The sequence below is a fragment of the Mesorhizobium sp. L-8-10 genome, from assembly GCF_016756635.1.
In the GTDB taxonomy this organism is placed as follows: domain Bacteria; phylum Pseudomonadota; class Alphaproteobacteria; order Rhizobiales; family Rhizobiaceae.
On the sequence record NZ_AP023263.1, the window covers coordinates 4,524,131 to 4,548,862 of the forward strand.

Genomic DNA, 24,732 nt, shown 5'->3' on the forward strand with positions numbered 1-24,732 from the left:
CCTGGATGGGTCTGCTCAGGCGAGCAGATGGGCCAGCAGCGCACGCAGTTGCGCAGGCTTGACGGGCTTGCGCATCAGTTCGATGCTCAGGCCCCTGGTGGCGAGTTGCAGTTCCTCGGACGCGTCCGCCGTTACGACGAGCGCCGGCACGGCTCGCTGCAGATAGGCGCGCGCCTCATTGATGGTCTCCGTGCCGAAATCGCCGTGGTCGAGATGTTGATCGGCGATGATGATATCAGGCACCCATTCCGTGTCGCCCAGCGCATCGAGGGCGCTATCGGTCGAGGTGGCGGTTCGGACCTCGCATTGCCAGCGCTGCAGCAGCGCCTTGGTGGCTTCCAGGACGGCGTCGTCGTCCTCGACGAGCAGAACCTTGGTACCGAACAGACCGTATCCGCGTGGCCTGTCGGGCTCCGCCGTGGCCGGGGTCTCCGCCATCGCCGCTGCTCCGGGCGGGACCTCCAACCGGAACACCGTGCCGCGCCCGACCTGCGACGTGAAGGTAAGCCGGTGGCCCAACGCGCCAACCATGCGCCGCACGATCGACAGGCCGAGCCCGAGGCCGCCGGCCGAGAGGTCGCGATGGCGGGGCATCACGCCGCGATGGAACTCCTCGAACACCGCCTCGCGCTCATGCTCGGCGATGCCGCACCCGGTGTCGGCGATGTCGATCCGTATGGTCGACCCGCGCAGCCGCACGCCGACCAGCACGCCGCCCTGGCGCGTGTAGCGGATTGCGTTGGATATGATGTTCTGGAGGATTCGCCGCAGGAGGGTCCGGTCGGAGCGGACGACGGCGCTGGTCGGGCGGAAGCGCAGCCGCAATCCCTTCTTGTCGGCGAGAGGCTGGAAATCCGACGTCAGCGCGACGAACAGCGGCTCGAGCGCGACGTCGCCTATGTCGGGGCTGACCACCCCGGCATCGAGCCTGGAAATGTCGAGCAGCGTCCGGAGCAGGTCGTCCATCGTGTCGAGCGAGCGCTCGACCTGCCGTACCAGCTTGCGGCCCTCCTCGGTGGTCTGCAGGTCGGCCAGGGCCGAGATCGACAGGTGCGCGGCATTGAGAGGCTGCAGCACGTCGTGGCTCGCCGCCGCCAGGAAGCGGGTCTTGGAGATGTTGGCCTGCTCGGCGCTCTCCTTCGCCGCGACGAGATCGACATTCGACTGCTCCAGCCGGCGCAGGGTCGCGCGCAGTTCCTCGGTCCGCGTCCTGATGCGGTTCTCGAGGTTGATCGCGGTCTGGAACAGCGAGAAGGCGTTGCCCTGCTGGTCCATCGAGCGCTCGACGCGCGACATCAACGCTTCGTTGATGCGTTTCAGCCTTTCGACGTCGTTGATGTCGGAGACGCCCATCGTGCCGCGGGAGCTTCCTACTCTGCCGCCCGGCGATGCCCGAAGGCGATGCCGGTGAAGGTCTGGTTCAGATGCATCGAGCGGTACTGCTCGCCATAGGTGCCGAAGCCGACCACGTTGTTGTTGCGGTAGAGTTCGGAAATATCGCGGAACACCTGGCGGTTCCGGGCGTCGAGCCGCCGCAGCACGCAATCGAAACCCAGGATGACATCGGTCCCCCCGAGATTCTCGCTGACCGACTTCATCGCGGCGCGTGTCGATTCCACCATGCCCTTGGGCTGGGCGATGGTGAGCACGATGCCATCGTCTATTGCGCAGAAGAAGGAGAGCGAGCCGTCGGGATGAACCTTCTGGATCGAGCGGCAATAATATTCGCCGCCGACGCGCACGACCACGGGATGCGAGGCGAAGCTCATGGGCGTCAGCGACTTCGCGTCGAGCCCGATTGCGGCGGCATATTCCTCGGCGGCCGGCCCGGCATTGAACTCGCGGACGGTGCGATGGTCCGGATCGGATGCGGTGACGACCAGTTTGTCGTCAGTGGGAACGAAATTCTCGGTCTTGAAGACCTGGAAGGGGATGTCGGTGGCGACCAGCGTGATGACCGCGCAGTCCGAATCGACCTCCCCATTGGCAATCAGGCTGGTCGTCTCGAATTTGAGGTCGTCGCCCGCCGAGGCACCGAGCAGCGGGATGTCGTCGAGCCCCCAATGGATGGCCGAAGTCACGGCCTCCTCGGCGTAGGACAGGCCGTCGATGAAGCAGAGCGCAAAGACATGCCCGCGGCGGGCGGCATCGCGGCCGCAGAGCTGGCGCTTCAGGCGTTCGACCTCGCCGGCGATCACGTCCATGCTGGACGAGGATACATGCTTCACCATGGTCGCCGCGACCGTGAAGGCAGCTTGCGGGAACAGGATCGCCACGGCCTGGCCTTCCTCGAGGCCCTGCGGCGTGATCTCGCCGGCGGTGGAGCATCCGGCGAAGGCGAGGCCCGGCGCATGCAAGGGTAGGGCCTCGGCGATTTCGGCCGCACCAATCAGCGATTGGGAAAAGAACAGAAGCGCAAACCCGGCATCGATGGTTGCCGACGCCTCGCCGATCGCTTTGGCGAAACCCGCGACGTCAGCCGCGCCTGTGGCGAGCACGGTGAGCCCGCAGCCATAGGTGGTGCGCGAAATGGTCAGCGCTGTCTCCTCCCAACGCATGGCGCGGCGTTCTTTCCCCGTCGCGCGGCGGCCATCTTCATCCGGCGCGCCTGATTTGACAATGGCCTGCCTCGAATTCGCGCAGGCGTCGGGTTTTGCGCTGGTGAAGGAGGCGAGAAGGCGACCCGCGGTTGCGACCGAAAGTATAATATACGCCTATTTTCCCTCCCGGCATTCTTTCATGATCGGACTGATTTCGGCTAGGCTGCCTCAATCCGGACCGCAGCCGTTTTTCAGGGTCCGGGCGGGAGAAATGGTTTCATGCTGCCGGTATCCGGGAGGAGGAGTATTTGATGTCTGAAGTTACGATTTCCGTGAATGGGCGAAACGTCACCAGAACAGTCGAAGACAGGACCCTGCTGGTCCATTTCCTGCGCGAGCATGTCGGGCTGACGGGTACCCATGTCGGCTGCGACACCTCGCAGTGCGGCGCCTGCGTGGTCCATGTCGACGGCAAGGCGGTGAAATCCTGCACCATGCTCGCCGCGCAGGCCTCGGGCTCCACGGTGGTGACAATCGAGGGCCTCGCCAACGGCGCCGAATTGCATCCCGTCCAGGCGGCCTTCAAGGAGCATCACGGCCTGCAGTGCGGTTTCTGTACGCCAGGCATGATCATGGCGGCGACCGACATGATCCGTCGCTACCCCGACGGACTGGACGAGGCGACCGTCAGGGCCGAACTCGAGGGCAATATCTGCCGCTGCACGGGCTACCACAACATCGTCAAGGCCATCCTCGCAGCGTCGAAGGCGATGGCCAAGGGCGGCAAGAAGAGCGCAAAGGCGGCGTGACGCCGCGTGAATGGTGAATGGTGAATGGTGAATGGTAGGGCGGGCGTTCGCGGCTGCGACCATTCACCATTCACCACCTTCACCATTCACCAAACTGTTCTGGAGGAGAACTCTGATGGGAATGGAAGGCATCGGCGCCCGGGTGGCGCGTAAAGAGGACAAGCGCTTCATCACCGGCGCCGGCCGCTATGTCGACGACATGGTCGTGCCGGGAATGAAGCACGCGGCATTCGTGCGCAGCCCCTATGCGCATGCCGACATCAAGAAGATCGACGTCAAGAAGGCGCAGGCCATGCCCGGCGTCATCGGCGTCCTGACCGGCAAGGAGCTGAAGACCGACGGCATCGGCAATCTGATCTGCGGCTGGATGATCCATTCCAAGGACGGCTCGCCCATGAAGATGGGCGCATGGTCGCCGCTGGCGGTGGACCGGGCCCGCTATGTCGGCGACGCCGTGGCGATCGTTGTCGCCGAAACCAAGGGCCAGGCCCGCGACGCGGCCGAGGCCGTCGAGGTCACCTATAAGGAAAAGAAGGCCGTCACCGACGCCGTCGCGGCGTTGAAACCAGGCGCGCCTCAGCTTCATCCCGAAGCCGACGGCAACCTGATCTATGATTGGGAGATCGGCGACTCCAAGGCGGTCGACGCGGCAATCGCCAACGCCGCCCACGTGACGAAGATGCACATCGTCAACAACCGGCTGGTGCCGAATGCGATGGAGCCGCGCGCGGCGCTCGGACACTACGACAAGGCGGAAGACCACTATACCTGCTGGACGACGTCGCAGAACCCGCATGTCGCGCGGCTCGTCATGAGCGCCTTCTACAATGTCGCGCCCGAGAACAAGCTGCGCGTGATCGCGCCCGATGTCGGCGGTGGTTTCGGCTCGAAGATCTACATCTATCCGGAAGAGATCGTCTGCCTGTGGGCTTCGAAGAAGACGGGCGTGCCGGTGAAGTGGGTGGCCGACCGCACCGAGAGCTTCATGACCGACGCGCATGGCCGCGACCATGTCACGGAGGTGCAGCTCGCCTTCGACAAGGACAACAAGATGACGGCGCTGAAGGTCGACACGATCGCCAATTTCGGCGCCTATATGTCGCTGTTCTCGTCGGCCGTGCCGACCTATCTCTACGCGACCCTGCTGTCGGGCCAGTATGTGATCCCGGCGATCCATGCCAATGTGCGTGCGGTCTACACCAACACGGCGCCGGTCGACGCCTATCGCGGGGCAGGACGGCCGGAGGCGACCTATGTGCTGGAACGCGTCATCGAGACGGCCGCGCGCGAGCTCGGCATGTCGCCGGCCGAACTCAGGCGGAAGAACTTCATCACGTCGTTCCCCTATCAGACCCCCGTCATCATGGCCTATGACGCCGGCGACTACGGCGCTTCGCTCGACGCGGCGATGAAGGCGGCCGACTATCAGGGCTTCGCGAAGCGCAAGGCCGAGGCGGCCAAGCGCGGCAAGCTGCGTGGCATCGGCATGAGCTGCTATATCGAGGCCTGCGGCATTGCGCCTTCGGCCGCGGTCGGCTCGCTCGGCGCCGGCGTCGGCTTATGGGAATCGGCCGAGGTGCGCGTCAACGCCGTCGGCACCATAGAGGTGCTCACAGGCTCGCACAGCCACGGCCAGGGTCACGAGACGACCTTCGCCCAGCTCGTCGCCGACCGGTTCGGCGTGCCGATCGACAGCGTGTCGATCGTCCATGGCGACACCGACAAGGTGCAGATGGGCATGGGCACCTACGGCTCGCGCTCCGGCGCAGTCGGCATGTCGGCGATCGTCAAGGCGCTGGACAAGGTCGAGGCCAAGGCCAAGAAGATCGCCGCCCATCTGATGGAGGCCGACGAGGGCGACATCGTGATCGAGAACGGAGCGCTCAAGGTCGCCGGCACCGACAAGAACGTGCCGTGGTTCCAGATGGCCCTCGCCGCCTACACCGCGCACAATCTGCCGTCCGGAATGGAGCCCGGCCTGAAGGAGGGGGCGTTCTACGACCCGACCAACTTCACCTTCCCGGCCGGCTGCTACATCTGCGAGGTCGAGATCGACCCCGAGACCGGAACAACCGAAATCGTGCAGTTCGTCGCCTCCGACGATTTCGGCAAGATCATCAATCCGATGATCGTCGAAGGGCAGGTCCATGGCGGCATCGCCCAGGGCGTCGGCCAGGCGCTGCTGGAAGGGTGTCACTACGACCCGTCGACGGGCCAGCTGATCACGGCGAGCTACATGGACTACACCATGCCGCGCGCCTCCGACCTGCCGTCCTTCAAGGTGTCGACGACGGAGACGGCCTGCCCGGGCAATCCGCTCGGTATCAAGGGCTGCGGCGAAGCTGGTGCCATCGGTTCTCCGCCCGCCGTCATGAACGCCATCACCGACGCCATCGGCAACAACGACCTGACCATGCCGGCCTCGCCGCAGAAAGTCTGGGCGGCGCTGAAGGCGACGACGAAGCATTGAAGGCAGTGAATGGTGAATAGTGAATGGTGAATGGCTGTTTCCGCCCGTTCCCATTCACGACGGTTTCCGGTGATCGGAACCATTCACCATTCACTATTCACCATTCACATCGAGGGAGATGTCCCATGTACTCAGTCAACTACCACCGCGCCACCTCGGTCGCGGACGCAGTCAAGAAGGTGAAGGCCGGCGACGGCAAGTTCCTGTCCGGCGGCATGACGCTCATCCCGGCGATGAAGACACGGCTCGCCTCGCCGTCGGACGTCGTCGATCTCAATCACATCAAGGAACTCAAGGGCGTCAAGGTTTCGGGCAAGACCGTGACCATCGGCGCGACGACGACCCATGCCGAGGTCGCCGGCGACCCGAAGCTGCAGAAGGTGTGCCCGGCGCTGACGCATCTCGCCAGCCATATCGGCGACCCGCATGTGCGCCATCGCGGCACGATCGGCGGCTCGATCGCCAACAACGATCCGGCCGCCGACTATCCGGCCGCCTTGCTGGCGCTTGGCGCCACCATCGTTACCAACAAGCGACAATTGCCTGCCGACAAGTTCTTCAAGGGTCTGTTCGAGACGGCTCTCAAGGAGGACGAAGTGGTGACGGCGGTGACCTTCACGGCGCCGGCCAAGGCCGGCTACGCCAAGTTCCCGAACCCGGCGTCACGCTACGCCATGACCGGCGTGTTCGTCGCCAAGAACAAGGAAGGCGTGCGCGCGGCCGTCACCGGCGCCGGTGACGATGGCGTCTTCCGCTCGAAGGAGGTCGAAGCGGCGCTGGCCAAGAAGTTCGATGCAGCCGCCCTCGACGGGATCAAGATCCCCGCGAAGAACCTGATGGGCGATATCCATGCGTCGCCCGAATATCGCGCCAATCTCATCGGCGTGATGGCCAGGCGCGCAGTGGCGGCAGCGAACGGGTGAAATGGTGAATGGTGAATGGTAAAATGGTGAATGGAAGAAGAAGGCGCTGAGGGCCCTTTCTCCCATTCACCATTCACTATTCACCATTTCACCCTTCACCGATCCGATCTCGCGGACAAAATAGCGGACCGTCTTGGCGCCGCCATGGATCGTGGCGTCGCCGACCTCACGGAAACCGAGCGCGGCGTGAAAGGCATCCGACGCCGGATTGGGCGGGTCGGCGTTCACCTCGCAGGTGACGATCGTGTGGCCGTTCGCGGCGGCTCGATCGAAGAGGTCGAGATAGAGCCGTCTGGCATGGCCGCGGCCGCGTGCGGCGTTAGCCACGACGATGCGGTCGACATAGACGAAACGCTCATAGCGTTGCCGGAACCAGAGATAGTTCGGGCTGTCATAGGAAGCGTCCTGGTCGAAGGCCATGAGGAACGCTTCGAGCGCACCGATGCGCCGCGCATGGAAGGCCTGGCCGAGGAGAAAGGAGAGCCGCTCCGGCTCGAGCCATGACAGTTCGGCCGCATGCTCGTTGTTCAGCGCCAGGATCGCCGGCTCGTCGGCCGGTACGACGGGAAGGATCGATGTGGTCTGCATTGGTCAAGCTGCCCTGGCTGCTGCGATCGTCGCCGCCACGAGGGCGGGGTCGGTCAGCGTGTTCCTGTATTCCCGGTCGAGATCCGTACCGCCCATGCCGACGTCAGGATTGCGATAGGTCATGGTGCTCGGCACGTCGCGGAGCGCCGCGAAGTGCATCTCGGCCAGCCCGGTCTGTTTGCGCACCGTGGCGATGTTCGACGGGTCGAGGTCTCCGCAGCCGAGGATGATGATGCGGCCGGCCGCCTGAACGACGAGTTCGGAGAGCAGGGCTGCTCCTTCGACGGCCGTGTCGCGCTGGCCGCTCGTGAGCACGCGCCCGATGCCGCACCGGATCAGCGCTTCCAACGCTTCGGCGGGGTCGCGCGTCATGTCGAAGGCGCGATGGCAGGTGACGTTGAGCGGCCCGGCGCGGCGCGCCAGTTCGGCCATGCGCTCCTCGTCGATCGTGCCGTCGGCGCTGAGGCAGCCGACGACGACACCGGCCACGCCGAGGTCGCGCAACGCCTCCACGTCGGCCAGCATCGAGCGGTATTCCGCTTCCGAATAGAGGAAATCCCCGCCGCGCGGCCGCACGATCACATGGAAAGGCACCGAGGCCAGCGCGAGAGCCTCCCTGACGGTGCCGAAGCTCGGCGTGATGCCGCCTTCGAGCAGGCTGGCGCAGAGCTCGACCCGATCCGCCCCGGCCTCTTGCGCGGCGATCAGCCCGTCGATCCCTTCGACGCAGACCTCGATAAGGGGCAGGGGCTGTTTCTGATCCGTCATTCCCGATCCATCCCGTGAATTCGGCCGCCCATGTAGCATCACGGCCCGGCCCGGGACAGGGGGCGAAAGGCTCACGCGGCCTTACCTTCGCCTGCATTCGCGCCTCTACCTCCAAGAAGACCGACGCGCGCGGGCGAACCGCTCTACCCGGAAGTGTCGTCGTGCTGGATCGGGCAAATCTTGCCTCCATTGGCCCAGGCGATGCCAGACACAACGATGCAACCGGGCGCGATCATGGTCTAAGATTCGAGAAGGACTCAACCGCCGCAGTCGTCCAAGAGATGATCGAGAACAACAACAACGATCCGGGATCGCCGCTCGCTCCCTTTCAGTACGGGACCTTCCGCGCGATCTGGTTCGCGAGCCTGGCCTCGAATTTCGGCGGTCTGATCCAGGCGGTGGGCGCCGCCTGGCTGATGACCTCGCTGACGGCCGAGGCCGACATGGTGGCCCTGGTCCAGGCGTCGACGGCACTGCCGATCATGATGTTCTCGCTGGCGTCGGGCGCGATCGCCGACAATTTCAACCGGCGCAAGGTGATGATCGTCGCGCAGCTCTTCATGCTGCTCGTGTCTGCCGTACTGACCGTGACCGCCCATCTCGAGCTGCTTTCGCCATGGGCGTTGCTGGCTTTCACCTTCCTGATCGGCTGCGGAACGGCGCTCAACAACCCGTCGTGGCAGGCCTCGGTCGGCGACATCGTCCCGCGTGCCGACCTCCCGGCAGCCGTTGCCCTCAACAGCGTCAACTTCAACCTCACCCGCAGCGTCGGCCCCGCGATCGGCGGCGCGATCGTGGCTGCGGCGGGGGCCGCAGCGGCCTTCGCTGTCAACACGCTCAGCTATTTCGCCCTGATCGGTGTGCTGGCCCGCTGGAAGCCGGCCGTCCCGGCGTCGGCACTGCCGCGCGAATCGCTGGGCGCTGCGATGGGCGCGGGGCTGCGCTACGTCGCCATGTCGCCGAATATCGAGAAGGTCCTGCTGCGCAGTTTCCTGTTCGGCCTGGCGGCAATCTCGATTCTCGCTCTGCTCCCGCTGGTGGCGCGCGACCTGCTTCGCGGCGGACCGCTGGTCTACGGCCTGATGCTCGGCTGCTTCGGCGTCGGCGCCATCGGCGGCGCGCTGCTCAGCGCGCGCCTGCGTCGGCGCTCCCAGGCCGAGGCGATCGTGCGCGGCGCCTTTCTCGGCTTCGCTTCATGCGCGGTGATCGCTGCCCTTAGCCCAAGTCCCTGGCTGACGGGTATTGCCCTGATGATGGGCGGCGCCTGCTGGGTGCTGGCGCTGTCCTTGTTCAACGTCACGGTGCAGCTTTCGACGCCGCGCTGGGTCGTTGGCCGTGCGCTGGCGATCTACCAGACGGCGACCTTCGGCGGCATGGCGTTCGGCAGCTGGATCTGGGGCGTCACGGCAGAGAACCAGGGGGCGCAGGTGGCGCTGCTGGTTTCCGCGGGACTGTTGCTTGCCGGTTCTGCGATCGGCTTCCTGGTCCCGCTGCCGGAGGAGACGGCCCTCAATCTCGATCCGCTGAACCGCTGGCAGGAGCCGAGCCTGGCGCTCGACCTCAAGCCGCGCAGCGGTCCGATACTGATCATGATCGAATACGTCATCCGGACCGAGGACACGAAGGCGTTCCTCGACGCCATGGCCGAACGGAGCCGCGTGCGCCGGCGCAACGGGGCGCGTAACTGGGCGCTGTCGCGCGACCTCGAGAATCCGGAATCCTGGATGGAGAGCTATCACCTGCCGACCTGGGTTGAGTATCGGCGCCACAACCAGCGCACCACCCATGCCGACGACGTTGTGGGAGCGAAGATCAGGAAGCTGCACAGCGGTACCGAGCCGCCGCGCGTCCACCGCATGATCGAACGGCCGACCAACTGGTCGGCCGCGCTGTTCGCCACCAAGGACGTGTTCGACATGCCGTGACCGGCCGCCGATGTCAGTTTTCCGGGATGTTCTCCCTGAAGACGATCTGAAGGCGCGGCGCGTGGGAATCGTAGTCGAGGCCGCGCACGCTCTGGGCAAGGATGTTCAGCGCCTCGCGCGCCTCGACGCGCGGGTTCTGGTCGATGACGGCGTCGAGCGTGCCGTCGAGCAGCAGCGCCTTGTTGCCTTCCGTCGCCTCATGCCCGACGAAGACAACGCTCAGGCCGCGCTGCTTCAGTGCGCGTGCGATGCCCTGGTTGCCGGCGCCGATATTGTAGATGCCGGCCAGGTCGCCATGCCGGTCGAGCAGGGCGGAGGCCTCGGCGAAGGCCTTTTCGCGATCGTCGAGCATCTCGCGCAATTCGACGATCTGGAGGTTGGGGAACTCCTCGGCGAGGATGTGACGGAAGCCCATCTCGCGTTCCTCGTGGCCGCGATAGGAGAGGGAACCCGCGAAGAGCGCGACCTTCTTCGGTGCAGACGTGCCGAGGAAGCGGCCGAGGATGTAGCCGGCGAGCCGGCCTGCCTGGCGGTTGTCGATGCCGACATAGGCGATACGCGGCACGTGAAGGATGTCGGACGCCAGCGTCACCACCTTGACGCCGCTCGCCGACAAGGCGCGGATCGCCTCGCGCACTGTCGGGTGGTCGAGTGCGATCACGCCGATACCTCGCGTCTGGCCACGAAGCTCGTGAAGGGTGCGCGCCAGCGTATCGGGGTTGAAGCCCTCGATCGTGACGATGCGGACATCGAGATCGGGACGCGCCGCGCCCTGGATCTCCAATTGCTGGTGCAGCATCTTGATGAAGGTGTTGGTGCCCATCGGCAGCACGAAATCCAGACGCACCGGCGCGCTCGCGGCCGGCTGGACCGGGGTCGATCCGTCCGAAATGTAGCCGAGACGCTGGGCGGTCTCGATCACGATCTCGCGCGTGCGGCTTCGCACGCCCGCGCGGTTGTTGAGCACCCGGTCAACCGTGGCGGCGGAGACGCCTGCCTCACGCGCAATGTCGATCAGAGTGGATCGCACGTTGTGTCACCTTCTCTCCGGCGCCGGCCCGGCGGCGCCTCGCTCAGGCTGCGTGCCGGGCTGAACGAAAGCGGCAGCTTCGATTGGCAGGCTCACCGATTCTGATGTGAAATGATGTATCCGCGTGAGGCGGCGATGCAAGCCAGGCGGCCCCGAATTCGCTCCGTCACCGCCGCCGGTCACCGCAAATTGCCTGAAAATCACATCAAAAACGCGCAGCGAAGGGAGCGTATCGCCCTGAATTCTCACGACTTTTCCTTTACTTTGATGAAGAATGACCTATTCTGATTTGAAATGATGTTGACAGCCATCAGATTGGTCGTCAATATCCATCATGCTGAAGGGCTGCCGGAGGAAAGCGGCCAAGGGAGGATTGCAGATGTCCGATTTGATCCGCATGTCGCGGCGCCGATTGCTGGCGTCGGGAGGAAAAGCTGCCGCCCTGGTTGCGGCAGTCGGCATTGCGCCGAGACTCATTCGTCCTGGCCGCGCCTATGCGGCCGACGCGCTGGCCGAAGGCATGATCGGCGGCCCGACCGGTTTCGACGGCGCGGAGCGTTATCAGTATGGCCCGAACACGCCGGAAGGCCGTGCCATCGAGGCAGTGAAGGCGATGAAGGGCGCGGGCAATGCGCCTGCCAGGATCGTGCTCGGTCTGTCGGACGGCTCGATCGGTCAGCTCACCCAGCCGTTCCCGGCTGGCGCCCCCTCCATCAAGGAGCTTTGGGAAAAGGAGACCGGCATCCCGCTCGAGATCGTCGGCGTGCCGAACGGCCAGGAATTCACCAAGACGATGCAGGACATCTCCACCAAGGGTGGGGCTTACGACATCTATGCGGTCGAGTGGAACCGTCTCGGCGACCTCGCCGAAACCGGCGGCATCGTCAATCTCGACGACTTCGTGGCCGAGCACAAACCGGAATGGGACGACCCGGAGCGCGGCTATGTGGGCGGTGCCAAGGGTGTCTCGCTGCTCAACCAGTATCGCGGCTCGACCTATGGCGTGTCGCTCGATGGCGACTTCCAGGTCTGGGTCTACCGCACCGACCTGTTCGGCGATGAGGCGGAGAAGAACGCTTTCGCCGACAAATACGGCTACGAGTTGGCGCCGCCCAGGACATGGAAGCAGCTCGACGAGGTCGCGGCCTTCTTCCATCGGCCGGACAAGGGCCTCTTCGGCTCGACCGACCTGCGCAACCAGGGTTGGGGCTACACCAACTGGTACCAGCGCTATGTGTCGATGGGCTCGCCCAACCAGTTCCTGTTCGACGATTCCGGCAAGCCGCTGATCAATTCGGAGGCCGGCGTGGCGGCGACATCAGAATATGTCGCCTCGCTCTCGCACCATTCTCCGGATGCCATCTCCTGGGGCTGGCCGGAGCAGTATGGCAACTTCGCCAATGGCGGCGCGGCGATGACCTGCGCCTTCTCAAACCTGCCGAAGTTCCTCGACAATCCCGGCAATGCCGGGTCCAAGGTGACCGGCAAGATCGGCTCCATGCTGCCGCCCGGCCGCGACGTCGACGGCAATCGGATCAGCCGCTCGGTGCTGTGGCTGAATCTGTCGGCATCGGTCTCGTCGCAGAGCAAGCACCCGGAGGCCTGCTATCTGTTCCTGCAATGGCTCGGGTCGAGCCGCATCTATGCCTGGATGACGGCCAATCCCGGCGGCTATTTCGATCCGTTCCGGCTGTCGGACTTCTCCGACCCGCTGGTGCGCCAGACCTATCACGCCTACCACATGGACGTGGTGCGCGAGACGGTGGCCCGCACCGTGCCGACCATCAACTATCCGGGTGCGACCGCTTTCCACAACGCGCTCGACGAGAACCTCGTCGCCGCTCTGACCAAGGCCAAGACGCCGGAGCAGGCGATGGCCGACACAGAGGCCGAATGGCAGAAGATCGCCCGGCGCACCGGCGAGGACAAGCTGCTCGAGGCGATCAAAGCCAACAAGGCCGCGTGGCCGACGGTGGTCGATCCGGTCGGCTGACAGCGATGCGTTCCTGCCCTTCCTCCGTGGGAAGGGCAGGGGTGATCGATGCCGTTCGTCCCATGCCAGCACCATTGCTATGAAACAGCCGAGATGAAGCGTTCAGTCCCCTTCGAGATCTTCCGCTACGCCGCCATCCTTGCGGCGCTGGCGGTTACGCTCGTGCCCATCCTGTGGATGGTTTCGATGGCTTTCAAGCCGATCGCGGAATGGTCGGCCGCGGGTGCCGACCTCACCTGGTGGCCGAAGCAGCCGACACTCGACAATTTCCGCTTCATCTTCGGCGAATCGACGAGCAACCTGATCGTCGCGCTCGACCGCACCGCGATGAAGCCGATCATTTCCTCGCTGCTCTCTGCGGTTTTCGGCACTGCTATCGCCATGTCTGCGGGCACGGCGGCGGCCTACGGCCTGTCGCGTTTCGGCGCCGGCGGGAACCTGCCGCTGGCCCTCATCCAGCTCCGTCTCTTCCCGCCCATGGCCGTGATGATCCCGGTCATGATCATGTGGTCCTTCCTGAATTTCATGGATAGCTGGTGGGGCCTGGCGCTGATCTACGGCATCGTCACGCTGCCCTTCGCCTTCTGGCTGATGAAGACCTTCTTCGACGACATGCCGCGCGAGATAGAGGAGGCGGCGCTCGTGGAGGGGTGCTCGCGCCTGCGTGTCTTCACCCGTATCACGCTGCCGATGATGCGTGCGCCCCTGGCGAGCGCGGCGCTCTTCGTCTTCATTCTCAACTGGTCGGACTATCTGATCGCGCTGCTCCTGACGACACGCGAATGGGTGACGATCCCCGTCTACATGGCTTCGCTGTCATCCTCGATGACCGGGCAGCTCTATGGCGCCAAGGCCGCGCTCGGACTGATCGCCGCCGTGCCGCCGGTGGTCTTGGGCATCGCCATCCAGCGTCACCTCGTGCGTGGCCTGACCTTCGGAGCGCTGAAGCAATGAGTGCGGCAAACCTGGTGGAGGAGCGCCGCGTGGATGCCCCCGACAAGACGATGGAACAGCCTTCCGTCGACCTCGAAGCCGCGCGCCTGGGCTTCCGGCTCACACTGCCGGCGCAGATCCTGGTGCTGTTCATCTCGGTGTTTCCGCTCCTGATGCAGCTCTATATCAGCATGACCGACTGGTCGCCGCTGTCGGGTACCGGGTGGTGGAACGCCTGGGAGCTGTGGAACGGCCTCGCCAACTATACCGACCTCGCTGCGGATGGGCGCTTCTGGAGCGCGCTGTGGCGCACCGCGATCGTCATGCTCGTCTGCGTGCCTGCGGAGTTCCTGCTCGGGCTGGCGCTGGCGACGCTGTTCATGGACAGCTTTCCGGGCAAGCGCCTGTTCTATTCGATCATGCTCATGCCGATGATGGTGGTGCCCGCGGTCGCCGGTTACATGTTCTTCATGCTGTTCCAGTCGGGCGGCCCGCTGAACGACATCCTGTCCTCGCTGACCGGCATGCCTGTCACGGTGGCGTGGCTGTCGGACCCGACGCTGGCGCTGGTCGCGGTCATGATCGCCGATATCTGGCAGTGGACGCCGCTGATGTTCCTCATCCTGCTCGCCGGCCTCGTCGGCGTGCCCGAGGATCAGATCAAGGCCGCGACACTGCTCGGCGCCAATGCCTGGCAACGCTTCACCAGCATCGTGCTGCCGAAGATGAAGACGATCATCGTCATCGCGCTGGCCATCCGGGTCATCGAGAACTTCAAGATCTTTGACACGCTCTACATAATGACAGGGGGCGGCCCCGGCGTCGCCACCGAGACCATCTCGGTCTACATCTACAAGATCACCACGCAGGACCTGATCTGGGGCTATGTCGCGGCCATCGCGCTCGCCATTTTGATCGTGCTGTCCGTCGCCGCGGTTTTCGCCATGAAACGCATGGCCGCAGCACGGGAGGCCTGACATGAGTGCGATCCACCTGCAGAACCTGGTCAAGAAGTTCGGCGACTTCACTGCGCTGAAGACCATGGACCTCACGATAGCGGATGGCGAATTCATGGCGCTGCTCGGCCCCTCGGGCTGCGGCAAGTCGACGACCATGAACATGATCGCCGGCATGGAGGATTCCACTGATGGGCGCATCCTGTTCGGCGACCGTGACATGGCCGGCGTGCCGATGGGACGCCGCGGCGTCGGCTTCGTCTTCCAGAATTACGCGATCTTCACGCATATGAGTGTGTGGCAGAACCTCGCCTATGGCCTCAGGATGCGCGGCACGCCGAAGCCGGAGCTCGAACGACGGGTCGGAGCGATCGCGGAGCTCCTGCAACTGACGCCGCTGCTCGACCGCAAGGCCGACCGGCTGTCGGTCAACATATTGCAGCGGGTGGCGATCGGCCGCTCGGCCATCATGGAGCCGGCGATCTTCCTCCTGGACGAGCCGCTGTCCAATGTCGACGCCGCCTTCCGTGCCGTGATGCGCACGGAGCTGAAGCATCTGCAACGGCAGTTCCGGCAGACCATGGTCTATGTCACGCACGACCAGCTCGAAGCCATGACCATGGCCGATCGGATCGCGGTCATGGATCATGGCGTGCTGCAGCAGGTGGGGACACCGCTTGAGGTCTACAACGATCCCGCGAATGTCTTCGTGGCGCGTTTCATCGGCGCACCCGGGATGAATCTCCTTAAAGGGAGGTCGGCCGAAAGCGATCGCGGCCTGGTCGTCGATCTCGGACAGCTTGGAGCGACGTCGCCCTTGCCCGACGCGCTCGCCGCCGGCCTGCGCCGCCACAGCGGGGAGGTGATCTACGGTTTCCGTCCCGAGCAGGTGGCGATCTCGGACGGGGGGCCTGGACTCCGCATGCCGGCGACCTTCATCGAGCGCATCGGAGCACGGACCATCGTCCATTTCGGCGAAGGCGAGACGGCGGTGAAGGCGGTCTTCGACAATGACGTCGTGCTGGCCGTCGGCGACGTCGTGGCCCTCGCGCCGAACCAGAACTCGGTGCGCATCTTCGATGCGGCCAGCGGCGCCGCGATCAGGGCAGGGTGAGACGATGGCCGAGATCGCATTCCGACACGTGACGAAACGCTATGGCGACACGCTCGCCGTCGACGATGCGTCCTTCACCGTCGAGGACAACGAGTTCTTTTGCTTCTTCGGACCGCCTTTGTCGGGGAAATCGACCATCCTGCGGCTCATCCTGGGGCTGGAGACGCCCGACAGCGGCGAGATCCTCATCGGAGGGCGCCCGGTCAACAAGGTCTCGCCGGCCGGGCGCAACGTAGCCATGGTGTTCCAGAACCTGGCGCTGTTCCCGCATATGACGGCGCGCGAGAATGTCTGTTTTCCGCTGGTCGAGCGCAAGGTCGCGCACGCCGAGATCGACAGGCGCCTCGCCGACGTTTCGGCGAAGCTCCATATCGGCCACATACTCCACAAGCCGCCGGCACAGCTCTCGGGCGGCGAACGGCAGCGCGTCGCGATCGCTCGCGCCCTGGTGCGCGATCCCGCCGCCTATCTCATGGACGATCCGATCTCGGCGCTCGACGCCCGGCTGCGCGAGGAGACGCGGGTCGAGCTGAAGCGCATCCAGCGCGACCTCGGCAAGACGCTGATCTATGTGACGCATGACCAGGAGGAGGCGATGTCGGTCGCAGATCGCATGGCGATCCTCGATAACGGCGCGATCAGGCAGGTCGGCGCTCCGTCTGAAATCTATGACAGCCCGGCCAGCGTCTACGTCGCCAGGCTACTGGGCTCGCCCGTGATGAACATCCTGGCCGGCAGGCACACCGAGGCGGGGCTGGAGGCGGCCCACGGCGCCATCCGCCTGCCGGCCGGCAGCGTTCCGGCCGGCACTGCCGAGATCGGCATCAGGCCGGAGAACCTGAAGGTCGAGCCCTGGGGCGAGGGCAAGGCCGGCCGGCCGGCGAAGGTGTTCGAGGTCGAGCCGCTGGGCGGCTACACGGTGGTCACGCTGGATGCCGGGCAGTCGCGGCTGCGCGCCCTGATGCGCGGCCAGCCGGACATCAGGCCGGAAGCCGAAGTCGCGCTCTTCTGCGACCCCGGACGGATTCACTGTTTCGCACAGGGCGGAGGAGCCCTCGCAAGATGAATGACGCAATGACAAGGGAGGACGCGATGGCGGGTGCTTTCGAGCCGGATGTGGCGGTTCGTGCCAGGGAATTCAGGATCGGCTGCATCGGCGCCGGCATGATCATGGCCGAGTGTCATCTCGCGGCCTACAACGAGGCCGGCTTTCCCGTCGTCGCAATCGCCTCGCGTACCCGGGCGAACGCCGAAAAGGTCGCGCAGCGCTGGGACATCCGGACGGTTCACGAAACCCCTGAACAACTGATCGAAGACAAGAATGTCGAGATCGTCGACCTCGCCTTTCCGCCGGACCAGCAGCCGGCGCTCATCCGCCATGCGCTCAAGCAGAGCCACATCAAGGCGATCCTCGCCCAGAAGCCGCAGGCGCTGTCGCTGAAGGATGCGATCGAGTTGCGCGACGAGGCTGCGCGAGCCGGCAAGATCCTCTCGGTCAACCAGAACATGCGCTACGACCAGTCGATGCGTGTCTTGAAGCAGGTGATCGACAGCGGCGCGCTCGGGGACATCGTCTTTGCCCAGATCGACATGCATGCCATTCCGCATTGGCAGTCGTTCCTGGCGGGCTACGACCGGCTGACATTGTCCAATATGAGCGTGCACCATCTGGACGCGCTACGCTTCCTGTTCGGCGACCCCGATGAAATCACGACGCTGGCACGCAAGGATCCGCGCACGGCCTTCGACCATCACGACGGCATCACCGTATCGACCCTGAGGTTTCCGTCAGGCGTGATGGCGGTTTCGCTCGAAGATGTATGGTCGGGGCCGCGCCGGGAAGGTTATCGCGACGACCAGCATATCGACTGGCGGGTCGAGGGAACCGAAGGCGTGGCCAAGGGAACCATCGGCTGGCCGACGGGTGCGGCCTCGACGCTGAGCTACGCCTCCGCCAAGACCACCGGCGGCGAATGGGTCTCGCCGAAATGGGAAACGATGTGGTTCCCGCACGCCTTCATCGGCGTGATGGAGCAGCTTCAATATGCCCTGAAATCGGGCACGCCGCCGGCGCTCTCCGTCGCCGACAACGTCAAGACCATGGCGCTTATCGAAGCGGGCTACCGCTCGATCGACCAGCGCCGCGCCGTCAAGCTTTCCGAAATCTCTATCGACTGAACCCGCAGGGAGGACATTCCATCATGATGCAAGCCGGAATTTTCACGGGATATTTCCCGTATGGGCTGGAGGAGACCGCGAGCAAGATCCGCGGGCTCGGCTTCAACACCGTGCAACTCGACCTGCACTTCAAGGACCTCGACCTGTCCGCGGGCCAGATCACCAAGGACAAGGCCAGGAAGGTACGCGACACTTTCCGCGACCACAACCTGCCGATCTGCTGCATCTCGGGCTATACGAACATCATCCACCCCGACAAGGCCGAACGTGAGAAGCGGGTGGGCTATCTCAAGGAGATCATCCGCAACGCCCGCGAATTCGGCTCGCCCTATGTGATCTCGGAGACGGGCACCTTCAACACCGAGTCAGACTGGGTTCATCATCCGAAGAACAAGACGGAGGAGGGCTTCGAGGAGTGCCGGAAGGTCATCGCGGACCTTGCGCAGACGGCCTACGACCACGGGGCCGTGTTCCTGCTCGAAACCTATGTGAACAATGTCGTCGGCTCCGTCGAGGAAACGGTGCGGATGTTCGCGCAGGTCGACCATCCCGGCCTCGGCCTGCTGATGGATCCGACCAACTATTTCGAGACCCACAACATCGACAGGATGGACCAGATCCTGAACCAGGTCTTCGACACGCTGACCGACAAGATAAGGATAGCGCATGCCAAGGACGTGAAGCGCTCGGGCGATGACAAGAGCGAGAAGCATGCCGATATCGGCGACGCCGAGGCGCTCGAGAGCCACACCTTCCGCGGTGTCGGCGAGATCGAACTGCCGGCGCCGGGGCTCGGTTCCCTGAACTACGACCTCTATCTGAAGCGGCTCGCCGAGAAGCATCCGAACATCCCTGTCATCATCGAGCATCTGGCGGAAGACGACGTGCCGAGGGCGAAGAAGTTCCTGGACGGAAAGTTCAGGGCGAACGGGCTCTGATCTTCCCGATGTAGCCGACCGGCGATCTTCACCAGGCAATCAGGCAGATCTCCCGCCGGGGTCGGCGGGAGCACGGGAGAGGCCTGCCGCCTCTCTGCTCAGAGGCATGAGGAGGAAGAAGGATGTACAGACTGGCACTATCCGCCGCCGCGGCCCTGGTGTTCGGCGCGGCGCTCGCCGCGCCGGCTGAAGCGCAGGACAAGAAGGTATTCTATCTGCTCTCGCATGGCGGCGCGTCCGACCGGTCTTCATCACCCACAATCTGCACCACGTCTTCCAGGTGGCCGACCGCATCATCGTCATGCGGCGTGGCGAGGTGACCGCCGAGCTGGTGGTGGCCGAGACCGACCTGCTGACCGTGGAAAGCATCATCACCGGCGCCGATGTCTCCGCATTGAGAGCCAGCGCCAAGGCAAACTGAGGGAAGTCGCAGGAAGTCTGATATGGTTGAACTCTATGGAACGCGGCGCTCGCGCCGCGACCTTGCCGCCACCGCCGGATCGCTGTCGCAATTCGCCGGCGTGCGGCTGATGACGCTGGGAGACGGCGTCGAGCGCGGCATCCGCATGCTGGAATTCCGCACCGGAACGGGCCTGCGCTTCACGGTGCTCGTCGACCGTGCCCTCGATATCGCCGACTGCGAATATCGCGGCCTGGCCGTGGGCTGGCATTCGCCTGCGGGTTTCAAGCATCCGGGCCTTGCCGAATATGAAGGCGAGGGCGGGCTCGCCTGGCTTCGGTCCTTCTCCGGGCTGATGGTGACCTGCGGCCTCGACCACATATTGTTCATGTATGACGAGCCGGCCGACCATTATGTCTATGGGCCGCGCAAATCCGTCAGCCATTCCATCCACGGCCGCATCGGCACCTTGCCCGCACGCCTGACCGGCTATGGCGAGACATGGGACGGCGACGATTGCACGCTCTGGTGCGAGGGCGTGGTGAGCCAGGGCACGGTGTTCGGCGAGGATCTGCACCTGATCCGCCGCATCGAGGCCAAGGTCGGCTCCAACGAGATCAAGCTGTCGGACCGGGTGGTCAATCGCGGCTTCTACCGCACGCCGCATATGTACTGCTATCACATCAACGTCGGCCATCCCGTGGTCGCCGAGGGATCGCGCTACCTTGCGCCGATCAAGGACGTGGTGTGGGCGGCGCATGCGGGCGCCGACTACCGAAAACAGGAAGTCGGCTACCGCACCCTTCCGGCCCCGCGGATGAATTTCCACGAGCAGGTCTGGCAGCATGAGCTCGCCGCGGACGCTGCCGGCGAGGTTCCGGTCGCCGTCGTCAACGACGCGCTCGGCATCGGCTTCGAAGTGGTCACCCGCAAGGACCAGTTCCCCTGCATGTTCGAGTGGCAGAACCTGCAGGCCGGCCAGTACGCTCTCGGCATCGAGCCATCGACCCACCACGTGCTCGGCCACAAGGCGGCGCGCGACCGCGGCGAACTGATCTGGCTCGAGCATGGTGAGGAACGCGCCTACGACACGACCTTCCGGGTCCTTGCCGATGCGGACGAGATCGCCGCGAGGGGCAAGCGCATAGCGGCTCTGGCCGAGCAGCCGGCCGAGGATTTTCCGGAACCCTCGGGCAAGCACCTGCCGATCGGAGGTCGTTCGTGAGCATGCCGGAACGCAAGGATAGATCTGCCATGTCCGTCGCCGGCCGGACGATCCTCTATACGGGCGCGGCCGGCGGCCTCGGCACCGAAACGACGCTGCAGTTCCTGCGGGCGGGCGCGAGGGTAGTGGCGATCGACAACGATCATCGCAAGATCGAGAACCTGCTGGAGCAGGCCGGCCGCGAGAAGCTCTCGGGTCTTTCGATGTGCGAGGCCGATCTTTCCGATCTCACCGATCTGCGCAGCCGGCTCGACACGAAGTCTGGCGAGGTCGGCGGCTTTGACATCGTCATCAACAACGCCGCGATCTATCCGTCGCGACCTTTCGAGGATTACACGATCGAGGATTTCCAGGCCGTCCAGCGTGTCAATGTCGACGCAGCCATCGTTTGCGTGCAGGCGGCACTGCCCCATATGCGCGCACAGGGCTGGGGCCGCATCGTCAACGTCTCGTCGGTGACTGCCTATGGCGGCTGGGCGCTGCTGGCGCCTTATGTCCAGTCCAAGGGAGCGCTGATCGGGCTGACGCGTGCCTGGGCGAGGGAATTCGGCCAATACGGCGTGACGGTCAACGCAATCGCGCCCGGCGCCTTCCCGACCGACGCGGAAAAGATCCACCCGGACCCAGAGGGCTATACGCGCTTCGTGCTCGAGCACCAGGCGCTGAAGCGACGCGGCAATCCGCGCGACATCGCCAATGCGCTGATGTTCTTCGCTTCGGAGGAATCCGGATTCATCACGGGCCAGACGCTGAATGTCGACGGCGGCTGGGTCATGCACTGACAGGAAAGACAGGGAAAACTGACATGGGAATCCTGAGCGGCATCCGCGTGCTCGATTGCTCGATCGCGATGGCGGGGCCTTTCGCGGCGCAGCGCTTGGGCGATCTCGGCGCCGACGTGGTGAAAGTCGAGCCGGTGACGGGCGAATGGCAGCGCCATGTGTCGGCCGGCGGCGCCCGCGGCAACAAGGTCAACGTCTCCTTCCTCTCGCTCAACCGCAACAAGCGCTCGCTGGCGGTCGATCTCAAGGCGGAGGAAGGCAAAAAGGTCCTGCTCGACCTGGTGAAGACGGCAGATGTGTTCCTGCAGAACTATCGGCCGGGCGTCGCCAAGCGTCTGGGCGTGGATTACGAGACGCTCTCGAAAATCAATCCGCGCCTGGTCTATGTCTCGATGTCCGGCTACGGCGAGACCGGGCCTTATGTGAACAGGCCCGGCCAGGACCTCCTTCTGCAGGCCATGTCGGGCGCGATGCTCTCGGCGGGACGTGCGGGCGAGGCACCGAATGCGGCCGGCCAATATCTCGTCGACGCGATCACCGCATATACGGCCTTCGAGGGAGCGCTGGCGGCACTCTTCCATCGGGAGCGGACGGGCGAAGGCCAGTTGGTCGAAGTCAACATGCTCGACGCCATCGCCACGATCCAGATGCAGGAACTCTCCGTCTTCACCGTCGGCGGCAAGGAGCAGAAGCGCTCGGACGAGCCGCATGCGCATGTCTTCATCCGTGCGCCCTACGGCGCCTTCGCCACGAGCGACGGCTATATCGTCGTTGCCTTTCCGCCGTTGAAGAAGCTCGGCGAAGTGATCGGCGAGCCGAGTTTCGCCGCGATGGACGACGAGGCGGACAGTTGGTCGCGCCGCGACGAGATTTTCGCCAGGACGCGCGACAGGCTGAAGGGCAAGACCAGCGCGGAATGGCTGAGACTTTTCGCTGAAGCGGATCTCTGGGCGGGGCCCGTCTATGGCTACCGGGAACTGGTCGACGATCCGCAGGTGAAGCACAACGGGACCTTCGTCGAATACGAGCATCCGACCGAGGGACGCGTGAAGACGCCGGGCTTCCCGATCCGGTTCTCGAAGACCCCGTCCAAGGTCGCGCGCGGCGCCCCGCTCGCCGGCGAGCACACACGCGAGGTCCTGGCCGAGGCAGGATATGACGACGCCACGATCGACCGCTTGGAGCAGGCCGGCGCGATCAGTACCGGAAGGCACTGACCATGCAATCCTACAGGGCGCTCACCTGGGATCATCCCCGGGGATACAATGCCTTGGCCGCGGCTGCGGCCAGGCTCGATCCGGCGCGCGACGGTCTGTCGATCGTCTGGGACAGGCAGCCGCTGGAGGGCTTCGAATCCCATCCGATCGCCGATCTCTGCGCGCGCTACGATCTCGTCGTGCTCGATCACCCGCATGTCGGCGAAGCCGTGGAGGCGGATTGCCTTCAGCCGCTGGAGACCGTGTTCGGAGCGGACAGGATCGCGGAGCTGGAGGCGGCGACGATCGGCCCCTGCCTGTCGAGCTATCGTTATGGCGGCCGGCACTGGGCCCTGCCGCTTGACGCCGCGACCCAAGTGATGGCGGGCCGGGGCGACCTGCTGGAAGGGCCGTCCCCCCAAGGCTGGGCCGAGGTCGTCGCGCGGTCGCAGCAGACGGGAAAGGTCGCGCTGTCGATGGCGGGGCCGCACGCAATCCTGAGCTATCTGTCGCTCGCGGCTGCCCTCGGCGAGCCGCCGGCGGTGGACGATCCCGATCTGCTCGTCTCGCCGGGTACGGGCCGAGAGGCTTTCGAGCTTCTGGCCGAGCTGGCCGTGCGCAGCCCGGCTTCCGTGAGGGACAAGAACCCGATCGGCATTCTCGGCCATATGTCGACGCATGACGACGTCGAGCTCTGCCCGCTGATCTACGGCTATGTGAACTATGCGGCGCCGGTGGAGGGCAAGGCGATCCGCTTCACGAATGCGCCGCGGATGACGACGGGCGGGCAGCCTGGATCGACGCTCGGCGGCACCGGGATCGGCATTTCCAGGCGCTGCCCGGTGACGCCGGAACTGATCGATCACCTTCTGTGGCTAATGGGAGACGAGGCTCAGAGCGGTTTCATCCCGTCGCATGACGGTCAGCCGAGCCGCCGCTCGGCCTGGGCCGACGAAGCCGTCAACCGGCGCTGGGGCGATTTCTATCGCAACACGGCCGATACGCTGGAGGCCGCTTACGTTCGGCCCCGTCACGCGGGCTACATCGCCTTCCAGACCAAGGCCTCCGCGCTTTTGCGGGAGGCCTTCGACATCGGGCGGCCGGCCGGCACGGTTGTGGCGGAGTTGCAGACACTTTATCGCGCCAGCCGGCCGAGCGGCGGCGAGAGGTAGGAGCTTCATCATGACCCAGGATGTGCTGTTCGAAGTCGACGGTGCTATCGCCGTCATCACCCTCAACCGGCCGCAGAAGCTCAATGCGGTCACGCCCGAGATGGCCGACGCGATCGTGGCGGCGGTGAAGCAATGCAACGACAGCGAGACGATCCGCTGCGTGATCCTGACCGGCGCGGGCGAGAAGGCGTTCTGCGCCGGCTCCGACATAGGCGAACTCGACACCTACGAGACGCCATGGCAGTTCCGCAACAGGCCGGACTATTGCGATGCCATCCGCGCTCTGCTGAAGCCGTCGATCGCTGCGGTGAACGGCTACTGCTTCGGCGGGGGGCTGGAGACGGCCATGTCCTGCGACATCCGCATCGCCTCCGAGAACGCGCAGTTCGCCGCGCCCGAGATCAAGCTCGGCTGGATCGGCGGCGGCGGCATGGCCATGCATCTCGCGCATTCGGCCGGCATGTCCAACGCGGCGCTGATGATCATGACGGGTGACCCGATACGCGCCGACAAGGCGCTGGCCTGGGGGCTCGTCAGCGATGTGGTTCCGCGTGAGCAACTGCTTGCGCGGGCGCGCGAAATCGCTCAAACAATTGCGAGCCGCGCGCCGATCGCCGCCGAGACCGCGAAGCTCAATCTGAAGGCCGCCCATACGATGCCGCCGGAAAAGGCGATCGAATATGAGCGTGACCTGCAGACGATCTGCTTTGCGACTGAGGACGCCCGGGAGGGAAGGGCGGCGTTCAAGGAAAAACGCGCCGCGGTGTTCAGGCGGCGCTGAGGGATGGAAAG

General features: G+C 64.9%; 22 protein-coding genes. 17 read left to right on the forward strand and 5 right to left on the reverse strand.

Features of this window, described 5'->3' with window-relative positions:
• Positions 1–15: 15 nt before the first annotated feature.
• Entirely contained in the window at positions 16–1,353 is a 1,338-nt protein-coding gene (locus JN280_RS20850; RefSeq protein WP_202304811.1) for an ATP-binding response regulator, read from the reverse strand.
• 17 nt (positions 1,354–1,370) lie between these two features.
• Positions 1,371–2,558, reverse strand: a complete 1,188-nt coding sequence (locus JN280_RS20855) for an FIST N-terminal domain-containing protein (RefSeq protein ID WP_202304819.1) — start codon at positions 2,556–2,558, stop codon at positions 1,371–1,373.
• Between the two features lie 293 nt (positions 2,559–2,851).
• Here JN280_RS20855 and JN280_RS20860 point away from each other — a divergent pair, with 293 nt between their 5' ends.
• From JN280_RS20860 to JN280_RS20870, 3 genes are all read left to right on the forward strand, one after another.
• A complete protein-coding gene (locus JN280_RS20860) occupies positions 2,852–3,349 on the forward strand; it encodes a (2Fe-2S)-binding protein (RefSeq protein WP_202304821.1) in 498 nt (165 codons plus the stop codon).
• A gap of 115 nt (positions 3,350–3,464) precedes the next feature.
• Positions 3,465–5,819: a xanthine dehydrogenase family protein molybdopterin-binding subunit gene (locus JN280_RS20865; RefSeq protein ID WP_202304823.1), complete on the forward strand. Its 2,355-nt coding sequence runs from the start codon at positions 3,465–3,467 to the stop codon at positions 5,817–5,819.
• 125 nt (positions 5,820–5,944) lie between these two features.
• Positions 5,945–6,742, forward strand: coding sequence for an FAD binding domain-containing protein (locus tag JN280_RS20870; RefSeq protein ID WP_202304825.1), 798 nt, complete (start codon positions 5,945–5,947; stop codon positions 6,740–6,742).
• A 66-nt stretch (positions 6,743–6,808) separates the two neighbouring features.
• Here JN280_RS20870 and JN280_RS20875 read toward each other — a convergent pair whose 3' ends face one another.
• Together JN280_RS20875 and JN280_RS20880 are read right to left on the reverse strand one after the other, a co-directional pair.
• Positions 6,809–7,330 carry a GNAT family N-acetyltransferase gene (locus JN280_RS20875; protein ID WP_202304826.1) on the reverse strand — a complete coding sequence of 174 codons (522 nt, stop codon included), beginning with the start codon at positions 7,328–7,330 and terminating at the stop codon, positions 6,809–6,811.
• Positions 7,331–7,333: 3 nt separating this feature from the next.
• Positions 7,334–8,098: a copper homeostasis protein CutC gene (locus JN280_RS20880; RefSeq protein ID WP_202304827.1), complete on the reverse strand. Its 765-nt coding sequence runs from the start codon at positions 8,096–8,098 to the stop codon at positions 7,334–7,336.
• A gap of 281 nt (positions 8,099–8,379) precedes the next feature.
• On the opposite strand from JN280_RS20880, the gene JN280_RS20885 reads away from it, so the two are divergent.
• Entirely contained in the window at positions 8,380–10,023 is a 1,644-nt protein-coding gene (locus JN280_RS20885) for an MFS transporter (protein ID WP_202304829.1), read from the forward strand.
• A gap of 13 nt (positions 10,024–10,036) precedes the next feature.
• Here JN280_RS20885 and JN280_RS20890 read toward each other — a convergent pair whose 3' ends face one another.
• Positions 10,037–11,053 (reverse strand): LacI family DNA-binding transcriptional regulator, encoded by a 1,017-nt coding sequence (locus tag JN280_RS20890; protein ID WP_202304831.1) that lies wholly within the window; start codon positions 11,051–11,053, stop codon positions 10,037–10,039.
• Positions 11,054–11,432: 379 nt separating this feature from the next.
• Between JN280_RS20890 and JN280_RS20895 the strand changes: the two genes are divergently transcribed.
• From JN280_RS20895 to JN280_RS20955, 13 genes are all read left to right on the forward strand, one after another.
• Positions 11,433–13,046: an extracellular solute-binding protein gene (locus JN280_RS20895; protein WP_202304839.1), complete on the forward strand. Its 1,614-nt coding sequence runs from the start codon at positions 11,433–11,435 to the stop codon at positions 13,044–13,046.
• Between the two features lie 93 nt (positions 13,047–13,139).
• The gene (locus tag JN280_RS20900) at positions 13,140–14,000 is read left to right on the forward strand and encodes a carbohydrate ABC transporter permease (RefSeq protein WP_202304840.1); all 861 of its coding nucleotides are present in this window, start codon (positions 13,140–13,142) and stop codon (positions 13,998–14,000) included.
• A gap of 50 nt (positions 14,001–14,050) precedes the next feature.
• Positions 14,051–14,956, forward strand: coding sequence for a carbohydrate ABC transporter permease (locus tag JN280_RS20905; RefSeq protein ID WP_244743582.1), 906 nt, complete (start codon positions 14,051–14,053; stop codon positions 14,954–14,956).
• 1 nt (position 14,957) lies between these two features.
• Positions 14,958–16,049 carry an ABC transporter ATP-binding protein gene (locus tag JN280_RS20910; RefSeq protein ID WP_202304842.1) on the forward strand — a complete coding sequence of 364 codons (1,092 nt, stop codon included), beginning with the start codon at positions 14,958–14,960 and terminating at the stop codon, positions 16,047–16,049.
• A gap of 4 nt (positions 16,050–16,053) precedes the next feature.
• Positions 16,054–17,115 (forward strand): ABC transporter ATP-binding protein, encoded by a 1,062-nt coding sequence (locus tag JN280_RS20915; RefSeq protein WP_202304844.1) that lies wholly within the window; start codon positions 16,054–16,056, stop codon positions 17,113–17,115.
• 26 nt (positions 17,116–17,141) lie between these two features.
• On the forward strand, positions 17,142–18,227 hold the full coding sequence (locus JN280_RS20920) for a Gfo/Idh/MocA family protein (RefSeq protein WP_202304846.1): 1,086 nt from the start codon (positions 17,142–17,144) through the stop codon (positions 18,225–18,227).
• A gap of 23 nt (positions 18,228–18,250) precedes the next feature.
• Positions 18,251–19,165, forward strand: a complete 915-nt coding sequence (locus tag JN280_RS20925; RefSeq protein ID WP_202304848.1) for a sugar phosphate isomerase/epimerase family protein — start codon at positions 18,251–18,253, stop codon at positions 19,163–19,165.
• Positions 19,166–19,445: 280 nt separating this feature from the next.
• A complete protein-coding gene (locus tag JN280_RS20930) occupies positions 19,446–19,586 on the forward strand; it encodes a hypothetical protein (RefSeq protein WP_244741833.1) in 141 nt (46 codons plus the stop codon).
• 22 nt (positions 19,587–19,608) lie between these two features.
• On the forward strand, positions 19,609–20,790 hold the full coding sequence (locus JN280_RS20935; protein WP_202304850.1) for an aldose 1-epimerase family protein: 1,182 nt from the start codon (positions 19,609–19,611) through the stop codon (positions 20,788–20,790).
• A gap of 2 nt (positions 20,791–20,792) precedes the next feature.
• Positions 20,793–21,572, forward strand: a complete 780-nt coding sequence (locus tag JN280_RS20940) for an SDR family NAD(P)-dependent oxidoreductase (RefSeq protein WP_244743583.1) — start codon at positions 20,793–20,795, stop codon at positions 21,570–21,572.
• 23 nt (positions 21,573–21,595) lie between these two features.
• Entirely contained in the window at positions 21,596–22,789 is a 1,194-nt protein-coding gene (locus JN280_RS20945; RefSeq protein WP_202304852.1) for a CaiB/BaiF CoA transferase family protein, read from the forward strand.
• A gap of 2 nt (positions 22,790–22,791) precedes the next feature.
• The gene (locus JN280_RS20950; protein WP_202304854.1) at positions 22,792–23,940 is read left to right on the forward strand and encodes an extracellular solute-binding protein; all 1,149 of its coding nucleotides are present in this window, start codon (positions 22,792–22,794) and stop codon (positions 23,938–23,940) included.
• 10 nt (positions 23,941–23,950) lie between these two features.
• Positions 23,951–24,721 (forward strand): enoyl-CoA hydratase/isomerase family protein, encoded by a 771-nt coding sequence (locus tag JN280_RS20955; protein ID WP_202304856.1) that lies wholly within the window; start codon positions 23,951–23,953, stop codon positions 24,719–24,721.
• Positions 24,722–24,732 lie beyond the last annotated feature (11 nt).

Bases quoted from the DNA above. Each gene is read 5' to 3' on its own strand.
- JN280_RS20935 (WP_202304850.1), top strand. From the start codon at position 19,609: ATGGTTGAACTCTATGGAACGCGGCGCTCGCGCCGCGACCTTGCCGCC.
- JN280_RS20850 (WP_202304811.1), bottom strand. From the start codon at position 1,353: ATGGGCGTCTCCGACATCAACGACGTCGAAAGGCTGAAACGCATCAAC.
- JN280_RS20910 (WP_202304842.1), top strand. From the start codon at position 14,958: ATGAGTGCGATCCACCTGCAGAACCTGGTCAAGAAGTTCGGCGACTTC.
- JN280_RS20950 (WP_202304854.1), top strand. From the start codon at position 22,792: ATGCAATCCTACAGGGCGCTCACCTGGGATCATCCCCGGGGATACAAT.
- JN280_RS20880 (WP_202304827.1), bottom strand. From the start codon at position 8,098: ATGACGGATCAGAAACAGCCCCTGCCCCTTATCGAGGTCTGCGTCGAA.
- JN280_RS20905 (WP_244743582.1), top strand. From the start codon at position 14,051: ATGGAACAGCCTTCCGTCGACCTCGAAGCCGCGCGCCTGGGCTTCCGG.
- JN280_RS20860 (WP_202304821.1), top strand. From the start codon at position 2,852: ATGTCTGAAGTTACGATTTCCGTGAATGGGCGAAACGTCACCAGAACA.
- JN280_RS20920 (WP_202304846.1), top strand. From the start codon at position 17,142: ATGGCGGGTGCTTTCGAGCCGGATGTGGCGGTTCGTGCCAGGGAATTC.
- JN280_RS20865 (WP_202304823.1), top strand. From the start codon at position 3,465: ATGGGAATGGAAGGCATCGGCGCCCGGGTGGCGCGTAAAGAGGACAAG.
- JN280_RS20915 (WP_202304844.1), top strand. From the start codon at position 16,054: ATGGCCGAGATCGCATTCCGACACGTGACGAAACGCTATGGCGACACG.
- JN280_RS20900 (WP_202304840.1), top strand. From the start codon at position 13,140: ATGAAGCGTTCAGTCCCCTTCGAGATCTTCCGCTACGCCGCCATCCTT.
- JN280_RS20940 (WP_244743583.1), top strand. From the start codon at position 20,793: ATGCCGGAACGCAAGGATAGATCTGCCATGTCCGTCGCCGGCCGGACG.
- JN280_RS20895 (WP_202304839.1), top strand. From the start codon at position 11,433: ATGTCCGATTTGATCCGCATGTCGCGGCGCCGATTGCTGGCGTCGGGA.
- JN280_RS20925 (WP_202304848.1), top strand. From the start codon at position 18,251: ATGATGCAAGCCGGAATTTTCACGGGATATTTCCCGTATGGGCTGGAG.
- JN280_RS20875 (WP_202304826.1), bottom strand. From the start codon at position 7,330: ATGCAGACCACATCGATCCTTCCCGTCGTACCGGCCGACGAGCCGGCG.
- JN280_RS20855 (WP_202304819.1), bottom strand. From the start codon at position 2,558: ATGCGTTGGGAGGAGACAGCGCTGACCATTTCGCGCACCACCTATGGC.
- JN280_RS20955 (WP_202304856.1), top strand. From the start codon at position 23,951: ATGACCCAGGATGTGCTGTTCGAAGTCGACGGTGCTATCGCCGTCATC.
- JN280_RS20945 (WP_202304852.1), top strand. From the start codon at position 21,596: ATGGGAATCCTGAGCGGCATCCGCGTGCTCGATTGCTCGATCGCGATG.
- JN280_RS20870 (WP_202304825.1), top strand. From the start codon at position 5,945: ATGTACTCAGTCAACTACCACCGCGCCACCTCGGTCGCGGACGCAGTC.
- JN280_RS20885 (WP_202304829.1), top strand. From the start codon at position 8,380: ATGATCGAGAACAACAACAACGATCCGGGATCGCCGCTCGCTCCCTTT.